Here is a 17728-nt window from a genome sequence, read left to right on the forward strand (position 1 = left end):
GCGTGGCGTTCACGCCTATGCCTTGGTAGGTATGGCGAACCTCAGAGTATTTTTGCCCGCGGCTTTTGCCGCATACATGGCGTCGTCTGCCGCTTTAAGTAGTTCCTGAGGGGTTAGACCATTGTGTGGGTACAAGGCAATGCCCATGGAGGTGCCCACGTGCGCCACGGTCCCGCCGATGTCGATGGGCTGATTGATACTGTCAATCAGCTGTTGCCCGATGAGGGCCACGTTCTCCATGAGGTTGGCCTCATCCAAGAGCACGATAAACTCATCGCCGCCTAGTCGGGCCACTGTGTCCGTGAGTCTTAGCTTCGCCAAGAGTCGACCTGCCACTGTCGTGAGTACACGGTCCCCCGCGTCGTGGCCCCAGGTGTCGTTCACGGCCTTGAATCCATCCAAGTCCAAAAACAGCAGGGCGATGTTGCGTGGTGACCGGCTTGCGATGCTGGTGAGCTGCCCCAGCCGCTCCATCAGCAGGTTTCGGTTGGGCAATTGGGTCAGGCTGTCGTGCAATGCCATGCGCTCAACAACTTGGTCCTTATTCCAGCGGGCCGTGGCATCGCTGAACACCGAGACGTAGCGGCTGATTTGGCCCCGCTCGTCGCGCATGGCCGAGATGGACAAGGCCATTAAAAAAACGCTGCCGTCTTGGCGCTGGCTCCAAACCTCGCCTTGCCATTTGCCAGCATCTCTTGCAGCGCGCCACATGTCCTCGTAAAACGTGTCGTCATGGCGGCCAGACTTGAGAATGCTGGATGAGCGTGCGACGGCTTCTGCCATGTCAATCCCTGTGATATGGGTGAACGCGGCATTGACCATCAAGATGGCACCCTGCGCGTCGGTAATCATGAGTCCTTCGTTGATGTTGTTAAACACACTGGCAATCAGCCGAGAGGCTTGTTCGCCTTCCCTGATTTTGGTGACATTGGAGACCAACGCGAAAAATCCATTCACACGTCCTTGTGCGTCAGTGTCTGGAATGTAGTTCGCTAGGGTGTTTGCCTTGGTGCCGTCGGGCCGTTGGATCTCCCGCTCAAACTCACAGGCTTCTCCGTTCAGCGCTGCCTCAATCATGGGCGCATTCAGGGTATAGATGGTGTCGCCCAGCAGGTCTCGAATATGGATGCCCTGCATTTGCTCCTGTGATTTTGCGAACCAGTCTTGGTAGGTTTTGTTTGCAAAGCGGCAGCGCAAGTCACGGTCCCAGTAACCAATCAAGCTGGGCAAGGCATCTGTCACCGTGCGTATGAATCGCTCTTGCTGGGTAAGGTCTTTTAAAACGTCCTCCGCCCTGCGGCGCGCTTGGAGCAACGCGTCCTCAAAGCGGCTGCGTTCTGCAGCGACAAAGAACACCCAGTAGAACAAGTCCCCTTGAGCTGTTGGGCTCTTTTTGCAGTTGGTAAACGCTGACACAGCTTTGCCGTCTGTGTTCTTGATTTGGAGGCGTATTTCGTTGACGTGGCCTTCGCGCAAAAGCAAAGGCCAAACATGCGTTTGCAAAAAAACACGACTTGCGACTGGCAGCAAGGCATTCATCGATTGATTGCGCCAGTGGGCTGCCTGTCCGCCCACCCACGTCAGCATGGCTGCGTTGACTTCTTGCACGATGCCGTCGCCATTGGTGACGATGACGGGGTTGGGCAATAAGTCGAGAGTCTCAATCACGCTTGCCCATCAGACCTGAGGCAGGTCTTGGCTAAGAAAGCTCTGCATTTCATGGATGACTAATGATGGGTGACTCATATGGCCGCAGTGTCCTGCTACATCCAGTACTCGCAAGGTGCTGCCCTGCAGGTGCTCGTGCACATAGTTTCCAACAGTCAGTGGAGCCAGTGCGTCGTCGCGGTGCTGCAAGATCAGCGTAGGAACGGTCACGCGGTCGAGGTCGGTGCGGTTGTCGGAAAAAAAAGTAGCGCTTGCAAACACTTTGGCGACCACAGGGTCGGTGGAGCAAAAACTGTCAGACAGCTCGGCTGTGACGGGACTACTCGCTTCTTGCGCTGACACCACGGGCGCAAGGTAATTGGCCCAGCCTAGGTAGTTCTGATCCATCAGGTCCAGCAGCCCTTCTAGGTCAGACTTCTCAAACCCACCCGCGTAGTGAGGTGGGTCATTAAGAAAACAAGGGTTGGGTCCAATCAGAATCATGCGGGCAAACAGCTCTGGCCGAGCAATGGAGGCCAGTATGCCGATGCTGCAGCTCACGGAATGGCAAACCAAGGTGACGCCTTGGGGCAAGGCTAAGGCGTCGCACACTTCAATCAGGTCCTGTGCGTAACCTTGCAGGCTGGCATACCGCGTGGCATCAAACGCCGATAGCGCAGACTTGCCACTGCCCACATAGTCAAACAAGACTTGCCGGTGTGTATCGGCGAATGCTGGCGTAATGCGGTCCCACATGTTTTGGTTGCAGCCAAAACCGTGCGCGTAAACCATGGTGGGACCCGCATTGCCAATAACTTTGACGTTGTTGCGGACGTTGATGCTAAGGGATGCACTGGCAAGGGGCATGGCTCGCTCTCGTAATGGCTCAACCATTTGGTTGCAGCGCCAATGTACAACGTGTATCTAGACTTTGGTAAAGGAAAAAGCTTCCAGGCCGTGCTTATAACGCGTTTTGCGTCGAATATGTACAACTGTGACGCACGTTTCGGGTAGTGGGGCGGCTCGCTTTGGGCTAGATTGGTGAGCGATATTGCCCATCCATCTACCCACTTAAGGAGTGCCCGCCTATGTCACAACGTCTCCAAGGCCACAGCGCCTTGATCTCTGGGGGGGCCTCGGGTTGCGGTGCCGCAGCCGTGCGCATGTTCGCTCAAGAGGGCGCGCGCGTGACGGTAGTCGACCGGCAGGCTGATTTGGGTGAGGCATTGGCTGCCGAGTTGCGCGGCCAGGGCTTGGAGGTCACTTTTGCCCATGCCGATGTGTCGCAACGCACCCAGGTGCAAGCGGCGGTGGACCATGCCACGCGCACCTTTGGCGCGCCCACTGTGCTGTTTAACCACGCTGGCACCATTGTCGTGAAACCCTTTTTAGAAACTACGGACCAAGACTACGACAGCCTGCTGGACGTGAACGTGCGCTCCATGTTCTTGATGACGCAGGCCGTGCTGCCCGGCATGATTGCGGCAGGGGGTGGGCGCATAGTGTGCACCTCGTCGATCTCCGCAGTGGCGGCTACGCCCATGGAGGTGTTGTACAACCTCACCAAAGGTGCGGTGCACATGTTTGCCCGCGCCATTGCGGTGGAGTTCAGAGACCGCAACATCCGCTGCAACGCGGTGTGCCCCGGCTTCATCCAAACCCCCCACGGCATCCGCGAGGTAGAGGCTCTGACTCGCTATGGCGTAGACGTGTCAGAGGCTGCCATTCGCGCAGCCCAAGGGCGCATGTGCCTGCCCGAAGAGGTGGCCAGTGCTGCCTTGTTCTTGGTGAGTGACGAGGCCAGCTTTGTCAACGGCACGCACTTGTTTGTGGACAACGGCTTTACGGCTGTCTAATTCAGGAGGCACTATGGAATTCGACAAAGGCGGCCTGTGGCGCAACTGGGTGGGCAACCAATCGTGCATTGCACGCTACAAAGCAGCACCCACAGAAGAGTCTCAACTGTGCGCCATGGTGGCCGAAGCCAACGCGCGCGATTTGAATGTGCGTGTAGCAGGCTCAGGCCACAGCTTTACGCCGGTGGTGGGCACTGGCGGCTTGCTGTTGTCCTTGGCGGGCATGCAAGGCGTCAAGCACTTCGATGACGCCAAAAAGCAAGTCACCGTAGCGGCGGGCACGCGCATTCATGACCTAGCGATAGCACTCCAAGCCCATGGCTTCTCGCTGGTGAACCAAGGTGATATTGATTCGCAGGCCGTCGCTGGCGCCTTCACCACAGGCACCCATGGAACGGGCAGCACCTTGGGCTGCTTGGCCACGGCGATTGCGGGCCTGCGCTTGGTGCAAGCCGACGGCAGCGTACTTGAGGTGGATGGGCGCGACACAGACTTGCTGCATGCAGCGCAAGTGTCGGTGGGCACCCTGGGTGTGATCTCCGAACTCACCTTGCAGGTACGCGATGCCTACCACCTGCACGAACATGTGTGGCGCGACGACTTTGAAACCTGCATGGCCCGCCATGACGAACTGGCCGCCACCCACCGGCACTTTGGGTTCTTTTGGTGCCCCACACCGCAAAGCCGCCACTTGTACTGCTTGGCAGACACGGCGGACGCACCCCGCACCTCGACCACAAAAACGGCCGATGTGTGCGAGATGAAAGTGATCGACATCACCGAGCGGCCGTACCTAGACACGCCGTTTGAAAAAATCGCCTACTCGTCCGAGATTTACCCCATCGAGTACGTACCCAACTTTCACGAGTTGGAATACGCCGTGCCCGTACAACACGGCAAAGAAGCCGTGCGCGCGGTGCGTGAGCTCATGCTCACCAAGCACACTCACTGCATCTTCCCCATTGAATACCGCTTCACCGCGGGAGACCCCGCGTGGCTCAGCCCCTTCCACCACCAAGACAGCATTACCCTGTCGGTATCCGGTCAACCGGGCGTGGACTACTGGGACTATTTGCGCGATGTGGACGCCATTCTGCGCCGCTACGGCTCCCGCCCCCACTGGGGCAAGATGCACTTTTTGGACACGGATGACGTCACCACGCTGTACCCCCGTGCCCAGGACTTTCGCGCCTTACGTCGCAGGTTGGACCCGCAAGGGCGCTTCTTGAATGAGCATGTGCGGATGCTGTTGGGGTAGGTGAACCCCATGTGAGGGCATGGTCTTTCATCGCTCGGAGGCAGCTACACTGCCCCGCCTATGAAGCCTGTTCCCCTCTCAGAATCCCACGCCGTGGCCTATGGCCAGCGCATGAACAAGGTGCTGGACTACATTGACCAGCACATTGATACCGCCTTGGACTTGGCCACCTTGGCGGATGTGGCGCATTTCTCTGCCTTTCATTTCCACCGTGTGTTTGCCGCGTGGGTGGGCGAAACTTTGGGCGACTACATGCGGCGTAGACGCTTGGAGCTTGCTGCCGTTCAATTGGCCAATAACCAGCAAGCCAGCGTGTTGGAGCTTGCGCTGCGTGTGGGCTTTGGCTCAGGCGAGGCGTTTTCTCGGGCGTTTAAACAGCGCTTTGGTTTGAGCCCCACGGCATGGCGCAATGAGACACCGCAGCGTTGGGCGCAAGACTTGGTGGCTACACGTTTGCGTCACAGTGATAGCAAGATAGATCAGGACCTGCGCAATCTGGATCAGGCGCAAACGCTAGGCTTGCAAGACCATCAAGGCTTCAACAACTTGGAGTACCAAATGGATATGCAACTTACCACCCTGCCTGAAACCCGCGTGGCTTACCTGCGCTACTCAGGGCCCTACGGAGCAGGCGTCAATGCTTTCTGGAATGAAGTGGTGTTTCCCTGGCGCCGGGCCCATGGTCTGGAGCAGGCAGGCTGCTATGGCATTGGCCTGGACGACCCCGGTGTGACCGCGCCAGCCCAATGCCGCTATGACGCATGCATTGAAGTCCCCGAAGGTTTTGTCGCCAAGAGCCCTGCCAACCTCAAGACCTTGCCAGGTGGCCGCTATGCGGTGGGTGAGTTTGTGGGCACCGTGCCGCAAATTGGCTTGGCGTGGACGGAGCTGCTGCGCAACTGGTTGCCAGCCAGCGGCATGCAGTGCGACGCCCGGCCTTGCTTTGAGTACTACCCACCCGATGCCGGTTACGACCCGAAGACCGGCATATTTAACTGCCAGATTTGCCTGCCGGTGCGGCCTCTTTAGTCGGTGCTCCGCCAGGAAATAGGGGCAAATATGGCTGCTACGCCCATGAAATAAGCGCAGGCAGCTATTGAGTTGATAGCAAATGGCGGGCGCTTGCAAGTCGCCTGGCTGGTCAACGCTGGTGGGCTGCGCTTAGGGGGCTAGCACCTAGTCCCACTACACTTGGGCCACCTTCTTTCGCACTCTGGTTTCCCCATGAATTTATTGTTTTTGCTGTCCCTCGTGGGCCTCGCTTTTTTTGTCTTGAACAAGCGCGACCAAAGCGTTCGCATTGCTTTGTTAGGCAGCTACTTGGGCAAGTTCCACATTGAGAAGCTCATGGAGACCGTGATCGACGGCTATATGCGCGCACTGGGGGAGTCCAATGCTGAGCGGCAGGCCCAGGTGTGGGGCATGTTGAGCTCTGCAGAGCACACTTTGTGCGAGCAGTTCAACGCCTTTGCCCATGAGTTTGCCAAGGTGCCTGAAGAAGCTTCTCGGGTCAGTGCGCTAAGCATCGCCTTGCCCTACGCCACCAAACTATTGGCCGGAGCCACCTTTGACATGCGAGAGGCGCTTTTGTTGCATGCGCGTGGCATTGAAGCCGTAGCCCAGGACACGACGCTGGCGCAAAAAGACAAAGCGTTCAGGTTGACCGCTGAGTTGTTTTTGATGCAGCACACCTGCCACTGGTTTTGTCGCTCCAAGACCATCGCAAGCGCCCGCATGGTGGCCAGGCATAAAACTCCCTATGCACAGTTGGTGGCGTCTGTATCGCCAGCAACCCGGCAAGCGTACGTGGCCTTGCTGGCCGGCAAACGTCCGTGAAGCAAATCTTGTACCGAATCTGGCACCGGCTCATGGTGTTTTGTGGTTTGCGTGGTGCACCTGCCTATGCACCCACTGACCACCAGCGCGCACTAGACCTGATTGCCGCCATCGACGCTGGAGGCATGCCACTCAACGCGGGACGCGTGAACGACATTGCCCGCAACTTAGGTTTGGAGGTGTCCCCCCATGCCCCCATGCCAGAGACAATCGCCCGCATTCGCACCGTGCTGAACACGTTCTCCCAGTAGCGCACTGTGGCCTTACTGGCTGCGCTGAGTTAACCAAAGGGGCAGCATGCTGCTGAGTACGCCGTCTTTGCGAATCCAGTGGTGGTAAAGACCTGCCGCTGCGTGGGCACCTGCCAGCCACAAGATAGCGTCACCCAACCAGGTGTGAATCTCAGCAATCGCGCTGCCTAGGCTGTGTTGCTCTGACAGCCAGGGTGCGACTTGCACGCCACCCAGAAGAGTCAGTGGATGGCCTTCCAGCCAAGCACCTAGGATGGCGGTCGTGGGTACTGCCATTAGCAAAACATACAGCCCGATTTGTACGACTCGGGACGACCTGTGCATCCACCTTGGCATGGCTTGGGCTGGGATCGGGGGGGAGAAGGCTCGCCAAACGATGCGCAGGAGCAGCAGCGCAAATACGCACAAGCCCAGCGTTTCGTGGAGTTGCCGCTCAAAGTCACGCTTGGGCAGGTAGACGCGTAATTCGCTGCCGCCCGGGCCATATACAAACGCGGCCAGCACCAAGGCTGCCATGAGCCAATGCAAGGCTTGGCCGAAACTGCTGTACCGCGAAGGGTTGTTGGTGTGCATGGATATTTCCTTATGCTGATTGGATGGAATGGCGTAGTGCCGTTTATCGTTTTAGGTTTGCACCTCAGGCGTGAGTACCGGGCCTGTGCCGCTAAAGCGGTCGAGCGCGAGGTAAATCACTGGGGTGATGAACAGCGTAATGGCTTGTGAAAAAACCAGACCGCCCACGACCGCCAAGCCCAAAGGCTGGCGCAGTTCTGCGCCAGCGCCCAAGCCTAGGGCAATCGGCAACGCACCTACCAAAGCTGCCATGGTCGTCATCATGATGGGGCGAAAGCGCATGATGCAGGCTTGGCGAATCGCGTCAAACGGTGACATGCCTTGGTGGCGCTGAACGTCCAAAGCGAAGTCGATCATCATGATGGCGTTCTTTTTCACAATGCCGATGAGCAACACGATGCCGATGGTGGCAATCAAGGTCAGGTCTTGGCCAAACAGCATCAAGGTGGCCAAGGCACCCACCGCCGCAGAGGGCAAGCCCGCCAAAATGGTGATGGGGTGGATGTAGCTTTCATACAGCACACCCAAGAGCACGTAGATAACCAAGAGCGCTGCCACGATCAGTATGGCTTGGCTGCCTTGCGAGTCTTTAAACACCGCCGCATCGCCCCCGTAGCTGCTGATGATGGAAGGGGGCATTTGGATGGCTTCTCGTGCCGCATCGATCTTCGCGGTCGCTTCGCCCAAGGCGGCACCGGGTGCGAGATTGAATGAAACGGTTACGGCCTGCAGTTGGCCCACATGGTTGATCGACGTGGGGCCGACCTTGCGTTCCACGGTGGTAAAGCTCGATAGTGGCACCAGAGCGCCTGTGGACGAACGCACATAGATGTTGTTGATGGCGGACTCGTCTGACTTGGCCTCAGGTGCTACTTCCATGATGACCTGGTAGCTATCGGTCGGCAGGTAAATGGTGGACACCTGCCGTTCACCGAAGGCGTTAAACAGCGCAGTGCGAATAGCGTCTACCGACACACCCAAGGTGTTGGCCCGGTCCCGGTCGATATTGAGTTGGGCTTGCAACCTGCGGAATTGCGCATCACTGGTCACGTCTTTGAAAATGGGGTCTGCACGCAGCTTTTCTTGCAGCTTGGACGCCCAAGTGCCCAGCTCGTCTGCCTTGATACTTTGCAGGATGTATTGGTACTGCGCCTTACTTTGGCGTCCACCCAACTGCAAGTTTTGCACAGGGCGCATAAACACGTTAATGCCCGCCACTCCCCGCAGTTTCTTGCGCAAGCCTTCCACGACATTTTTCACATCGTCGCGTTCACTGCGGTCTTTGAGCGACACAAACATACGCCCGCTATTGGAATCACCGTTGAATGAGCTGACGGTTTTTACATTGGGGTCTTTGCGGATGATGGCTGCCGCGCGCTCCTGCAATCGCACCATTTCAGGAAAAGAAATGTCTTCCGCCGCTTCCGTAGTCACCTGAATCTGTCCAATGTCCTCTTGCGGGAAGAAACCCTTAGGGATGATGGTGAACAACCAAGCTGTGGCTGCAAAGGTGGCTAAGGCCAGCAGCAAGACCAGCTTACGGCGCGCCAGTGCTGCATCCAATGCACGGGTATAGCCGCGCAGCAATGCGTCAAAGGCATGCTCAAAGCCACGCACCAAAGCGCCCGGCGGTTTTTTGTGTTCTTCATCGCTCAAGAACTTGCTCGCCAACATGGGCACCAGCGTGAGCGATACAAACGCTGACACCACAATGGACAAGCCCACCACCACGGCGAATTCATGGAACAACAGCCCAATGACGCCCGGCATGAAGAAGATGGGAATAAACACTGCGATGAGCGATGTGGAAATCGCCAAAATGGTAAAGCCCACTTCGCGAGCACCTTTGAGCGCAGCAGAGAAGGGTTGTTCACCATTTTCAACATGCCGAATGATGTTTTCTAGAACCACGATGGCATCGTCCACCACCAAGCCCACCGCCAACGTGAGGCCCAGCAAGGAGATGTTGTCCAAGCTGTATGAGAAGCCCCAGAGCAAGGCCACCGCACCCATGAGTGACACAGGTAGCGAGAGCGAGGGGATCACGGTGGCTACAAAACGGCGCAAGAACAGAAAGATCACCAAGACCACCAGCGCAATGGTGCCCAACAGCGTGAGCGTGACGTCGTGCAAAGCCTCTCGCACCGACACAGAGCGGTCATTCACAGGTGTGAGGGTGACGGACTGTGGCAACTGGGCTTGCAGGCGCGGCAGCGCTTCGCGCACAGCGTCCACCACTTTGACGGTATTGGCGCCAGGTTGGCGTTGCACAGCAACCGTGATGGAGTTCTCGCCGTTGAGTGTTGCCCACGACTTGAAGGTTTCTATGCTGTCCTCAACGGTGGCAATGTCCCTTAGGCGCACGGGCGTGCCACCTTTGTTGCTCACGATCAGTTCAGAAAAGTCAGCCGCGTTTTTGAGTTGGCGGTTAGCTTGGAGCGTGAGCGTTTGGAGCGGTCCCTCCAAGGTGCCTACGGGCGTGTTGACATTGGCAGCACGCAAGGCGGCAGACAACTCGTCTAGGCCAATATTGCGCACGGCCAAGGCCTCCGGTTGCACCCGCACCCGCACCGCAAAGCGCTTGGAGCCGAAAATGCTGACCTGCGCAATACCGTCTATGGTGGACAGGGTGGGTGAGATCAAATGCTCAGCAAAGTCTTGCAAGTCGGACAAGGCCAGTGAGGGCGATGTCATGGCAATCAAGAGCACAGGCGCGTCAGCCGGGTTCACCTTGCGGTAGGACGGTGGCTCCGTGATGTCTTGTGGCAAACGGCGCTGGGCCCGCAACAGCGCAGCCTGCACATCGACTGCCGCTGCATCAATGTTGCGGCCTTCGACAAACTCCAGCGTTAAGTTGGTGTTGCCTTGCGTGCTGTTGGAGCTGATGGTTTTGAGCCCTGGCACTGTTTGAAATTGCTTCTCCAGTGGCAGTGCCACGGAGCTCGCCATGGTCTCTGGGCTGGCCCCAGACAGCGCGGCAGACACGTTGATCACTGGCGTGTCGTAGCTGGGTAGGGCCGATACTGGGATGCTGCGGTATCCGATCACCCCCGCTGCGACAATCGCCAAGTTCAGCAGCACCGTCATCACCGGACGGCGAATAAAGAGTTCAGACAGTTTCATGATGTAGTTGCTTTGGCGCTAGCCCCGTCTTATGGCTTATCTTGGATTTTGTCGGCAGGTTTATCGGCAGACTTGTCTTGGCCCTTGCCACCTTTGTCTCCTAAGCCCTCGCCACCCGCGCCGTCACCACCTTTTTTCCGATCTGCAATGGACGCGCCTGGCTTGAGGTTCTGCTTGCCGTCCATCACCACCATGTCGCCCGCCTTGATGCCAGTGACCGCAGCGTCACCACCTTGCGAAAACTCGACTTTCACGGGTTTGAGTGCGGCCTTGCCGTCTTCGTCGACGTACACAATGGTGCCGCGTGCCGTTTGAATCACAGCGGCTTGGGGTATGACCACCGCATCTTTTAAGGTCCCCACGGTTTGGGTGACTTCCAAGAAAGCACCAGGCCACAAGAGACCTTCTTTGTTAGCAAAGGTGGCTTTGACTTTGACCGCTCCCGAGCTGGCGTCCACTGCGTTGTCCACAAATGTCAAGCGCCCATTGAACTTGCCGCCTGCGTTGGCCAAAGTGGCCGAGACCGGCGCCCCGCCGTCCTTCAAGGCAGCTAAGGCATCGGGCAGATTGCGCTGGGGCAGGCTATAAGCCACGGCAATGGGGTCTAGTTGGGTGATGGTGACCAGTGATGTGACATTGGCTTGCACCGCGCTGCCTGCCGCCACAGTAATGGCACCCGCACGCCCTGCCGTTTTGGCTACTACGCGTGAGTAAGACAGCGCCACGCGCGCCACATCAATCGCCGCTTGGTCCGCAGCCACTGCGGCTGCTTGGGCGTCTACCTGGGCCTGGCTGGTGTCTAAGGCGCCTTGGGAGATGAAGTTTTGGGCGAAAAGTTGTAGCGCTCGCGCGAACTGGCGGCGTGCATCCGCCAGCGAGGCCATGTCTTTGGCCAGTTGCGCGCGCGCCTTGGCAACGTTGGCTTCGTCGGAGCGGTCGTCCAAGGTAAACAGCAGTTCGCCGGCTTTGACGAACTGGCCTTCACGGATGTGTACTTTGCTAATTGTGCTGCTGACCTGTGCGCGCACGTCCACACTGGCTAAGGACGTCACGGTGCCTGTGGCTTTGAGCACCACGGCCATGTCGCGTTTTTGGGCTTTTTCCAAGCTTACTGTCACACGCGGTCCACTGGGGGCGGGTGTCGCTTGGCCTACTGCGGCCGCTTTGCTTGATGCTTCCGTGCTTGGCGCTGCACCCTCGGTTTTGGCGCCACAAGCGGCCAAAAGCAACAGTATGCTGGCAGCAACAAATGTGGGGGTGCTTTTGATGAAGGACTGGAGGCTCTGCATAGTATTCGGTGAGTACAAAAAACCCTATTGCTTGGGTGGGCCCAGCAGCGACACCTAGAAGGCTGAACCGTGGCAGTGGTGCGAGTTTGACGTGTTATAGAAAACTCGCGACGAAGCTTGCGTAAAGTTGTGTGAAGTTCAGAGGCAGTGTGCTCCAACACGGCAGCTCTAGAATACGCATGCCTCGGCAACTCGCTGAGGCAAGCGTTCTCAGGGCGGGGTGAAACTCCCCACCGGCGGTAATGGGGCTTGGCAACAAGCCCACAAGCCCGCGAGCGCCCCGCTGGCATGGCGCTCAGCGGGGGTCAGCAGACTCGGTGTGATTCCGAGGCCGACGGTCATAGTCCGGATGAAAGAGATCGCGGTGAAGTCTGCCGTTTGCGCTTGCGCGCGAGGGGCAGCTGCCGCATTGCGCGCCTTGAGGTTTGGTCATCCTTTGTTTTGTAGTGTTCCATGACTCATTCCTCCAATTCCATCCCCAACACCGGGGCCTATGCTCCAAATGGTAAACCTGTGCGGGTGGCCTTTATTCAATCCAGCTGGCACGAGGACATCGTGGACCAGGGGCGCACTTCTTTCTTGGCGGAGATTGCGCGTTTAGGTTCCCCCGTCGAGGCGGTGACGTGTTTCAAAGTGCCTGGCGCTTTTGAGATTCCGCTGCATGCCCAAAAGCTCGCCAAGTCAGGCCAGTTTGACGCCATCGTGGCGTGCGGGTTTGTGGTGAACGGGGGCATTTACCGCCATGAGTTTGTGACGGAGGCCGTGATCAGTGGCCTCATGCGGGTCCAGCTTGATACCGAAGTACCCGTGTTCTCGGTGGTGTTGACGCCGCTGAACTTTCATGAGCACCAAGAGCATGTGAAGTTCTTCACCCAGCACTTTTTGACAAAAGGTGCGGAAGCCGCTCAGGCATGCGTGCAAACAGTCCACAGTTTGCGCAACGTGGAAAAGCTAATCTCCGCGTAGCGCGCAGCCTAGCGCGGGTGAGCCGCAGCTTGGCTTGACTGGCTCAACAGCTGGCGAATCTTGCCCGCGTCGAGCACGGAAGAGGTAATCGCCCGTGTGTTGAGCAGCACCAAGGTGGCGCTTTGGCCTGCTTCTTTAATGCGCATGATCAAGCAGTGCCCGGCTTCGTTGGTGAAGCCGGTTTTGGACATCAGTACCTCCCAGCCTGTCGCACCTACCAAACGGTTGGTGTTGTGGAAGGTCAGGGGGCGACCATTGAGCGTGAACAGCTCAGTCTTGTTCGTGGTGATGTCACGTATCTCGGGGTATTTGGCGGCAGCGGCCGCCATCTTGGCCAAGTCTTGCGCGGTGGACATATTGTTCGGTGACAAGCCAGTGGGCTCTTCAATGACCGAGTGTGTCATGCCAAGCGTGATCATTTTCTTGCGTACAGCGGCTAGAAAGGCGGGCATTCCTCCTGGGTAGGTGCGGGCCAAGGCCGCTGCCGCGCGGTTGTCTGAAGACATCAGGGCAAGCCGCAGCAACTCAGCCCTTTCAAGCGTGGTGCCTACCCGTACGCGCGAGCTGCTGTATTTGAAGGTGTAGATGTCGTCTTCGACGATGTTGATCTTCTCGCCCATAGGGGCTTTGCTATCTAGCACCACCATGGCCGTCATCAACTTGGTCAAAGACGCTATGGGAACGGCCGCATCGGCATTTTTCTCAACCAACACTTGCCCAGTTTCATTGTTGATTGCAATCGCATGTTGTGCGTTGAGCTTGAGTTCGGCAGTTGCCGACGCGACCAAGGCGCTGGCCAAGATCCACAACGAAAACAGTCCCTTGAGCAATGCGTTATGAATATGCATAAGCGTGTACTGGCCTTTGAAACAAAGAGGGGGGGGCTATGGCGCCTGTCATTCTACGGACAAAAACCGCGGCGTAGTCTGTATCTTGTGCGTGTGTAGCTATGAAATGCGTAGCATTTTGGTCTGTGGTGCACAAAACCAAGGGTTAACCCTTTGTTCACGCATTCATTTTCCGGTACAAGGTTTGTCGGCTGATGCCTAAGCTGCGCGCCGCTTGCGACACATTGCCACGGCAGTTTTGCAAGGTCTGCCGAATGGCCAGTTGCGACAGTGCCTGCAGGTTTTGTGGCTCGTAAGCGGCTTGTGTGGGTTCGGGAGCCGAAGCAACACTGGGCAGCGGTTCCTGCAGGTCTTGTGTCACATCATCGGGCAAATGCTGCCAGTCAATCGCGTCTTCATGCGCGTCCAACATGGCCATGGAGGTGCGCAGCACACTGGCGTATTGCCGCAGATTGCCTGGCCAAGGGTGTTGACTCAAACGCGCCAGCAGCGCGGGTACCACATGCAGCGGGCGCTCAGGTGCCAAGGTGCTAAGGAGGCGCTCGGTAAGTGTCTGAAAGTCCGTGCGTTCCCGTAGGGCAGGCAAGATGAGGGTCAGGCCGTTAATGCGGTAGTACAAATCGCTGCGAAACTGGCCCGCGTCCACGGCCTCGCGCAGCTTGCAGTGCGTGGCGCACACCAGCGCGAAGTCCACTGGCACAGGCGTGCCGGCACCCACGGGCGTCACGCTGCGCTCTTGTAGCACGCGCAGCAAGCGGGTTTGCAGGGCCAAAGGCATGTCGCCAATCTCGTCCAAAAACAAGGTGCCGCCATGGGCCTCGCGCAGGCGGCCTTTGCTGCCTTCGCGTTTGGCGCCGGTGAATGCACCGGGGGCATAGCCAAACAGCTCGGCTTCAATCAAATGCTCAGGCAGAGCCGCGCAGTTGATGGCCACAAAGGGCCCGGCACGCCGTGCTCCGCTGTCGTGCGTGGCGCGGGCAAACAACTCCTTGCCCACGCCGGATTCGCCTTGGATAAGCAGCGCAATGGGCTTGTCCACGACCCGACGCGCTTTGTCGGCCGCACTGCGCCAACGCAGGTCGCCAGTGTCTAGTTTGGCGAGGGCATCCGCTGCGGCAGGGCGGTGGCTGGCGTCTACGCGTTGGGGTGCGCTATCCGAGGCCACCACGGACTGCACGCCCGCGTCCATGTACAACTGCACAAACAGGGCCGTACCGTCGGTGGCATGGACTTGCACGGCCAGTTGGGGGCGGCGCTTTTGCCGCGCCAAGAGATCGTCCAAGCGCACATCCAGGGCACGCTCCAGCAGGGTCGCCCCCATATCTTGGGGACCAAGGTGCAGCATGCTCAAAGCCTGCCGGTTGGCACCCACAATCCAGCCGTCGCCAGACAGCACCACAATGCCTTCGGCCACCGAGCCAATGCCCTCAGGGCGGCTGTGCAAATGCAGGCGCAGGCTGCGCCGGTGACTAGCCACCAAGAGCCGGTTTTCAATCATGCGCGCCGCTGTGCTCACCAAGCCCAGCGTGTGGGGGTGGCCGCTGCGCTGGTCGCCCGAAATATCCAAAATGCCCATGAGCGTTCCGGTGGCCGACATGATGGGGGCTGCCGCGCAGGTGAGAAAACCATTGCGCTCTAAAAAGTGCTCGGCTCCGTGAATCTCCACGCCGCTGCCTTCGGCTAGCGCGGTGCCAATGGCATTGGTGCCACGGTGCTCTTCATGCCAGGACGCGCCGCAGGCCAAGGCCACGCGCTCAGCACGCCCTACAAAGTTGGGGTCGCCCAGGGTGTGCATCAAAGTGCCGCGCTGGTCAGCCAGCACCACCACGCTTTGGCTGTGGCGCACTTGCTCAAACAGGTATTCCATCACCGGGCGGGAGTGGGCCAAGAGCTCATGGTTGCTGGCCAGGATCTGGCGCAGTCTGCCGCCGCTGGCGTTATCGCAGGTGCCCATGCGCGTGGTGGGCTGCAAGCCCGCCGCCATGCTGCGCCGCCACGAGCGTGCCAGTCGCTCGTCAATGGCACCGGGCAAGCACTGGCCGTGCTCTAGCAAATGCAGCCGCGCTTGGCGCAAGGCCAAGGCAGCAGATGGGGTTCGCATGCTTGTCTCCTCAGTGGGACCTTAGGGCCCCGTTTTTTGCCGAGTATAGAAACGCATTGCCACACAAAGCAATGGCCCAAGGGCCTGTAGCTGTCCAACTGTACCGTTTTGTGACACTTGTGGTGTTTTGGCGCAGGGTGGCCTGGCTTTGGCGGCTGCGTGTGGTGCCAGTTTTCTTATAAATCAAGCACTTAGCGCTTGCTTGGCTGCGACCTAGGGCTGGCACGTGTCTTGATAGATGAGCTTGCCTTTTGGCAAACACAACACGCAATTTATAACGAGGACACGCGACATGACCATCTATGCAGCCCCCGGCACCGCTGGCGCCAAAATCACCTACAAGTCCAAGTACGACAACTTTATTGGCGGCAAGTTTGTGCCCCCGGTCAAGGGCGAGTACTTTGAAGTCATCACCCCCATCTCAGGCAAGCCCTACACCCAAGCGGCGCGATCCACCGCTGCTGACATTGAGTTGGCGCTAGACGCCGCCCACGCAGCGTCTGACGCGTGGGGCAAGACCGACGCCGCCACGCGCTCCAACATCTTGCTCAAGATTGCAGACCGCATCGAGCAAAACCTGGAACTCTTGGCCTACGCCGAAACCGTGGACAACGGCAAAGCCATCCGCGAAACCCTGAACGCCGACATCCCGCTCACTGTGGACCACTTCCGCTACTTTGCAGGCTGTGTGCGTGCGCAAGAAGGCGCACTCTCCAACATCGACGACAACACGGTGGCGTACCACATTCAAGAGCCCTTGGGCGTGGTCGGCCAGATCATCCCGTGGAACTTCCCCATCCTCATGGCGGCGTGGAAGCTGGCCCCAGCCATTGGTGCAGGCAACTGTGTGGTGCTCAAGCCGGCAGAAAGCACCCCCATCTCCATCCTGATCTTGGCTGAACTGATTGCCGACCTGTTGCCACCCGGCGTGCTCAATATCGTGAACGGCTATGGCCGTGAAGCCGGCATGCCCTTGGCAACCTCCAAGCGCATCGCCAAGATCGCCTTCACCGGCTCTACCACCACAGGCCGTGTGATTGCCCAAGCCGCGGCCAACAACTTGATTCCTGCCACGCTGGAACTCGGCGGCAAGAGCCCCAACATCTTCTTTGCCGATGTGATGGACAAAGACGACGCGTTTTTGGACAAGGCGGTTGAAGGCTTGGTCTTGTTTGCGTTCAACCAAGGTGAGGTGTGCACCTGCCCTAGCCGTGCCTTGATCCACGAAAGCATTTACGACAAGTTCATGGAACGCGTCTTGAAGCGCGTAGCCGCCATCAAGCACATGAACCCGCTAGACACCGACAGCATGATGGGTGCCCAAGCCTCCAAAGAGCAGCTCACCAAAATTTTGTCCTACCTTGACTTGGGCAAGCAGGAAGGCGCCGAAGTGCTCATAGGCGGTGGCCAAGCTCACTTGGGTGGCGACCTCGAAGGCGGCTACTACGTGCAGCCCACGCTGTTCAAGGGCCACAACAAGATGCGCATTTTCCAAGAAGAAATCTTCGGCCCCGTGCTGGCTGTTACCACCTTCAAGGACGAAGCGGAAGCCTTGGCCATTGCCAATGACACGCTGTATGGTTTGGGCGCTGGGGTGTGGAGCCGCAACGGCAATGTGGCCTACCGCATGGGCCGCGCCATCAAGGCTGGCCGCGTCTGGACCAACTGCTACCACGCCTACCCAGCCCACGCAGCCTTCGGTGGTTACAAGGAATCAGGCATCGGCCGCGAAACCCACAAGATGATGCTGGACCACTACCAGCAGACTAAGAACTTGCTGGTCTCTTACTCTGAGAACAAGCTGGGCTTCTTCTAAAGCACATTGGAGTCACGTCTGTCCTGAGAGGTCGCCAAGCGGCTACCCCAAGGGCGCCCACCTCATACTGGAGCACCAGAAATCGGTGGTCACCCTTGGGGTAGCCGCTTGGCTTCTGGCGGTCGAAATAGATGTAAAGCGCCAACGATCCTGCTTCGAGGGCA

The 17728-nt window shown here is 58.3% G+C and carries 14 protein-coding genes and 1 riboswitch; of the genes, 7 read left to right on the forward strand and 7 right to left on the reverse strand.

All coding sequences use genetic code 11. The features are described 5' to 3' along the window. Nucleotides 1-15 precede the first annotated feature (15 nt). Entirely contained in the window at nt 16-1668 is a 1653-nt protein-coding gene (locus EXZ61_RS04305; protein ID WP_142809366.1) for a sensor domain-containing protein, read from the reverse strand. Nucleotides 1669-1677: 9 nt separating this feature from the next. Beyond that, nucleotides 1678-2514, reverse strand: a complete 837-nt coding sequence (locus EXZ61_RS04310; protein WP_142809369.1) for an alpha/beta fold hydrolase — start codon at nt 2512-2514, stop codon at nt 1678-1680. Between the two features lie 221 nt (nt 2515-2735). On the opposite strand from EXZ61_RS04310, the gene EXZ61_RS04315 reads away from it, so the two are divergent. From EXZ61_RS04315 to EXZ61_RS04335, 5 genes are all read left to right on the forward strand, one after another. Continuing rightward, nucleotides 2736-3503, forward strand: a complete 768-nt coding sequence (locus EXZ61_RS04315) for an SDR family NAD(P)-dependent oxidoreductase (RefSeq protein WP_142809372.1) — start codon at nt 2736-2738, stop codon at nt 3501-3503. 13 nt (nt 3504-3516) lie between these two features. Continuing rightward, entirely contained in the window at nt 3517-4761 is a 1245-nt protein-coding gene (locus EXZ61_RS04320) for a D-arabinono-1,4-lactone oxidase (RefSeq protein ID WP_142809374.1), read from the forward strand. Between the two features lie 60 nt (nt 4762-4821). Continuing rightward, nucleotides 4822-5790: an AraC family transcriptional regulator gene (locus EXZ61_RS04325; protein ID WP_201799111.1), complete on the forward strand. Its 969-nt coding sequence runs from the start codon at nt 4822-4824 to the stop codon at nt 5788-5790. Between the two features lie 195 nt (nt 5791-5985). Further along, nucleotides 5986-6597 carry a hypothetical protein gene (locus EXZ61_RS04330; protein ID WP_142809375.1) on the forward strand — a complete coding sequence of 204 codons (612 nt, stop codon included), beginning with the start codon at nt 5986-5988 and terminating at the stop codon, nt 6595-6597. Then, nucleotides 6594-6848 carry a hypothetical protein gene (locus EXZ61_RS04335; protein ID WP_237219085.1) on the forward strand — a complete coding sequence of 85 codons (255 nt, stop codon included), beginning with the start codon at nt 6594-6596 and terminating at the stop codon, nt 6846-6848. Before EXZ61_RS04330 ends, EXZ61_RS04335 begins: the two co-directional genes overlap by 4 nt. A 12-nt stretch (nt 6849-6860) precedes the next feature. Here the strand turns inward: EXZ61_RS04335 and EXZ61_RS04340 are convergent, their stop codons facing one another. From EXZ61_RS04340 to EXZ61_RS04350, 3 genes are read right to left on the reverse strand one after another with little or no spacing between them, the layout of a single operon-like run. After that, a complete protein-coding gene (locus tag EXZ61_RS04340; RefSeq protein ID WP_142809378.1) occupies nt 6861-7421 on the reverse strand; it encodes a cytochrome b in 561 nt (186 codons plus the stop codon). Nucleotides 7422-7472: 51 nt separating this feature from the next. Next, on the reverse strand, nt 7473-10544 hold the full coding sequence (locus EXZ61_RS04345) for an efflux RND transporter permease subunit (RefSeq protein ID WP_142809380.1): 3072 nt from the start codon (nt 10542-10544) through the stop codon (nt 7473-7475). Nucleotides 10545-10573: 29 nt separating this feature from the next. Further along, complete coding sequence (locus tag EXZ61_RS04350; RefSeq protein WP_168224697.1) at nt 10574-11662, reverse strand: efflux RND transporter periplasmic adaptor subunit; 1089 nt, start codon at nt 11660-11662, stop codon at nt 10574-10576. Nucleotides 11663-12035: 373 nt separating this feature from the next. After that, nucleotides 12036-12198: riboswitch (FMN riboswitch) on the forward strand. 88 nt (nt 12199-12286) lie between these two features. On the opposite strand from EXZ61_RS04350, the gene EXZ61_RS04355 reads away from it, so the two are divergent. Further along, entirely contained in the window at nt 12287-12799 is a 513-nt protein-coding gene (locus EXZ61_RS04355; RefSeq protein ID WP_142809385.1) for a 6,7-dimethyl-8-ribityllumazine synthase, read from the forward strand. Nucleotides 12800-12807: 8 nt separating this feature from the next. On the opposite strand, the gene EXZ61_RS04360 is transcribed toward EXZ61_RS04355, so the two are convergent. Both EXZ61_RS04360 and EXZ61_RS04365 read right to left on the reverse strand, forming a co-directional pair. Further along, complete coding sequence (locus tag EXZ61_RS04360; RefSeq protein ID WP_142809386.1) at nt 12808-13647, reverse strand: serine hydrolase; 840 nt, start codon at nt 13645-13647, stop codon at nt 12808-12810. Nucleotides 13648-13804: 157 nt separating this feature from the next. Then, on the reverse strand, nt 13805-15748 hold the full coding sequence (locus EXZ61_RS04365; RefSeq protein ID WP_142809387.1) for a sigma-54-dependent Fis family transcriptional regulator: 1944 nt from the start codon (nt 15746-15748) through the stop codon (nt 13805-13807). A 292-nt stretch (nt 15749-16040) separates the two neighbouring features. Between EXZ61_RS04365 and exaC the strand changes: the two genes are divergently transcribed. Continuing rightward, the gene (exaC, locus tag EXZ61_RS04370; protein WP_142809389.1) at nt 16041-17564 is read left to right on the forward strand and encodes an acetaldehyde dehydrogenase ExaC; all 1524 of its coding nucleotides are present in this window, start codon (nt 16041-16043) and stop codon (nt 17562-17564) included. Nucleotides 17565-17728: the final 164 nt, after the last annotated feature.

Source organism: Rhodoferax aquaticus, assembly GCF_006974105.1.
Classification (GTDB): domain Bacteria; phylum Pseudomonadota; class Gammaproteobacteria; order Burkholderiales; family Burkholderiaceae_C; genus Allorhodoferax; species Allorhodoferax aquaticus_A.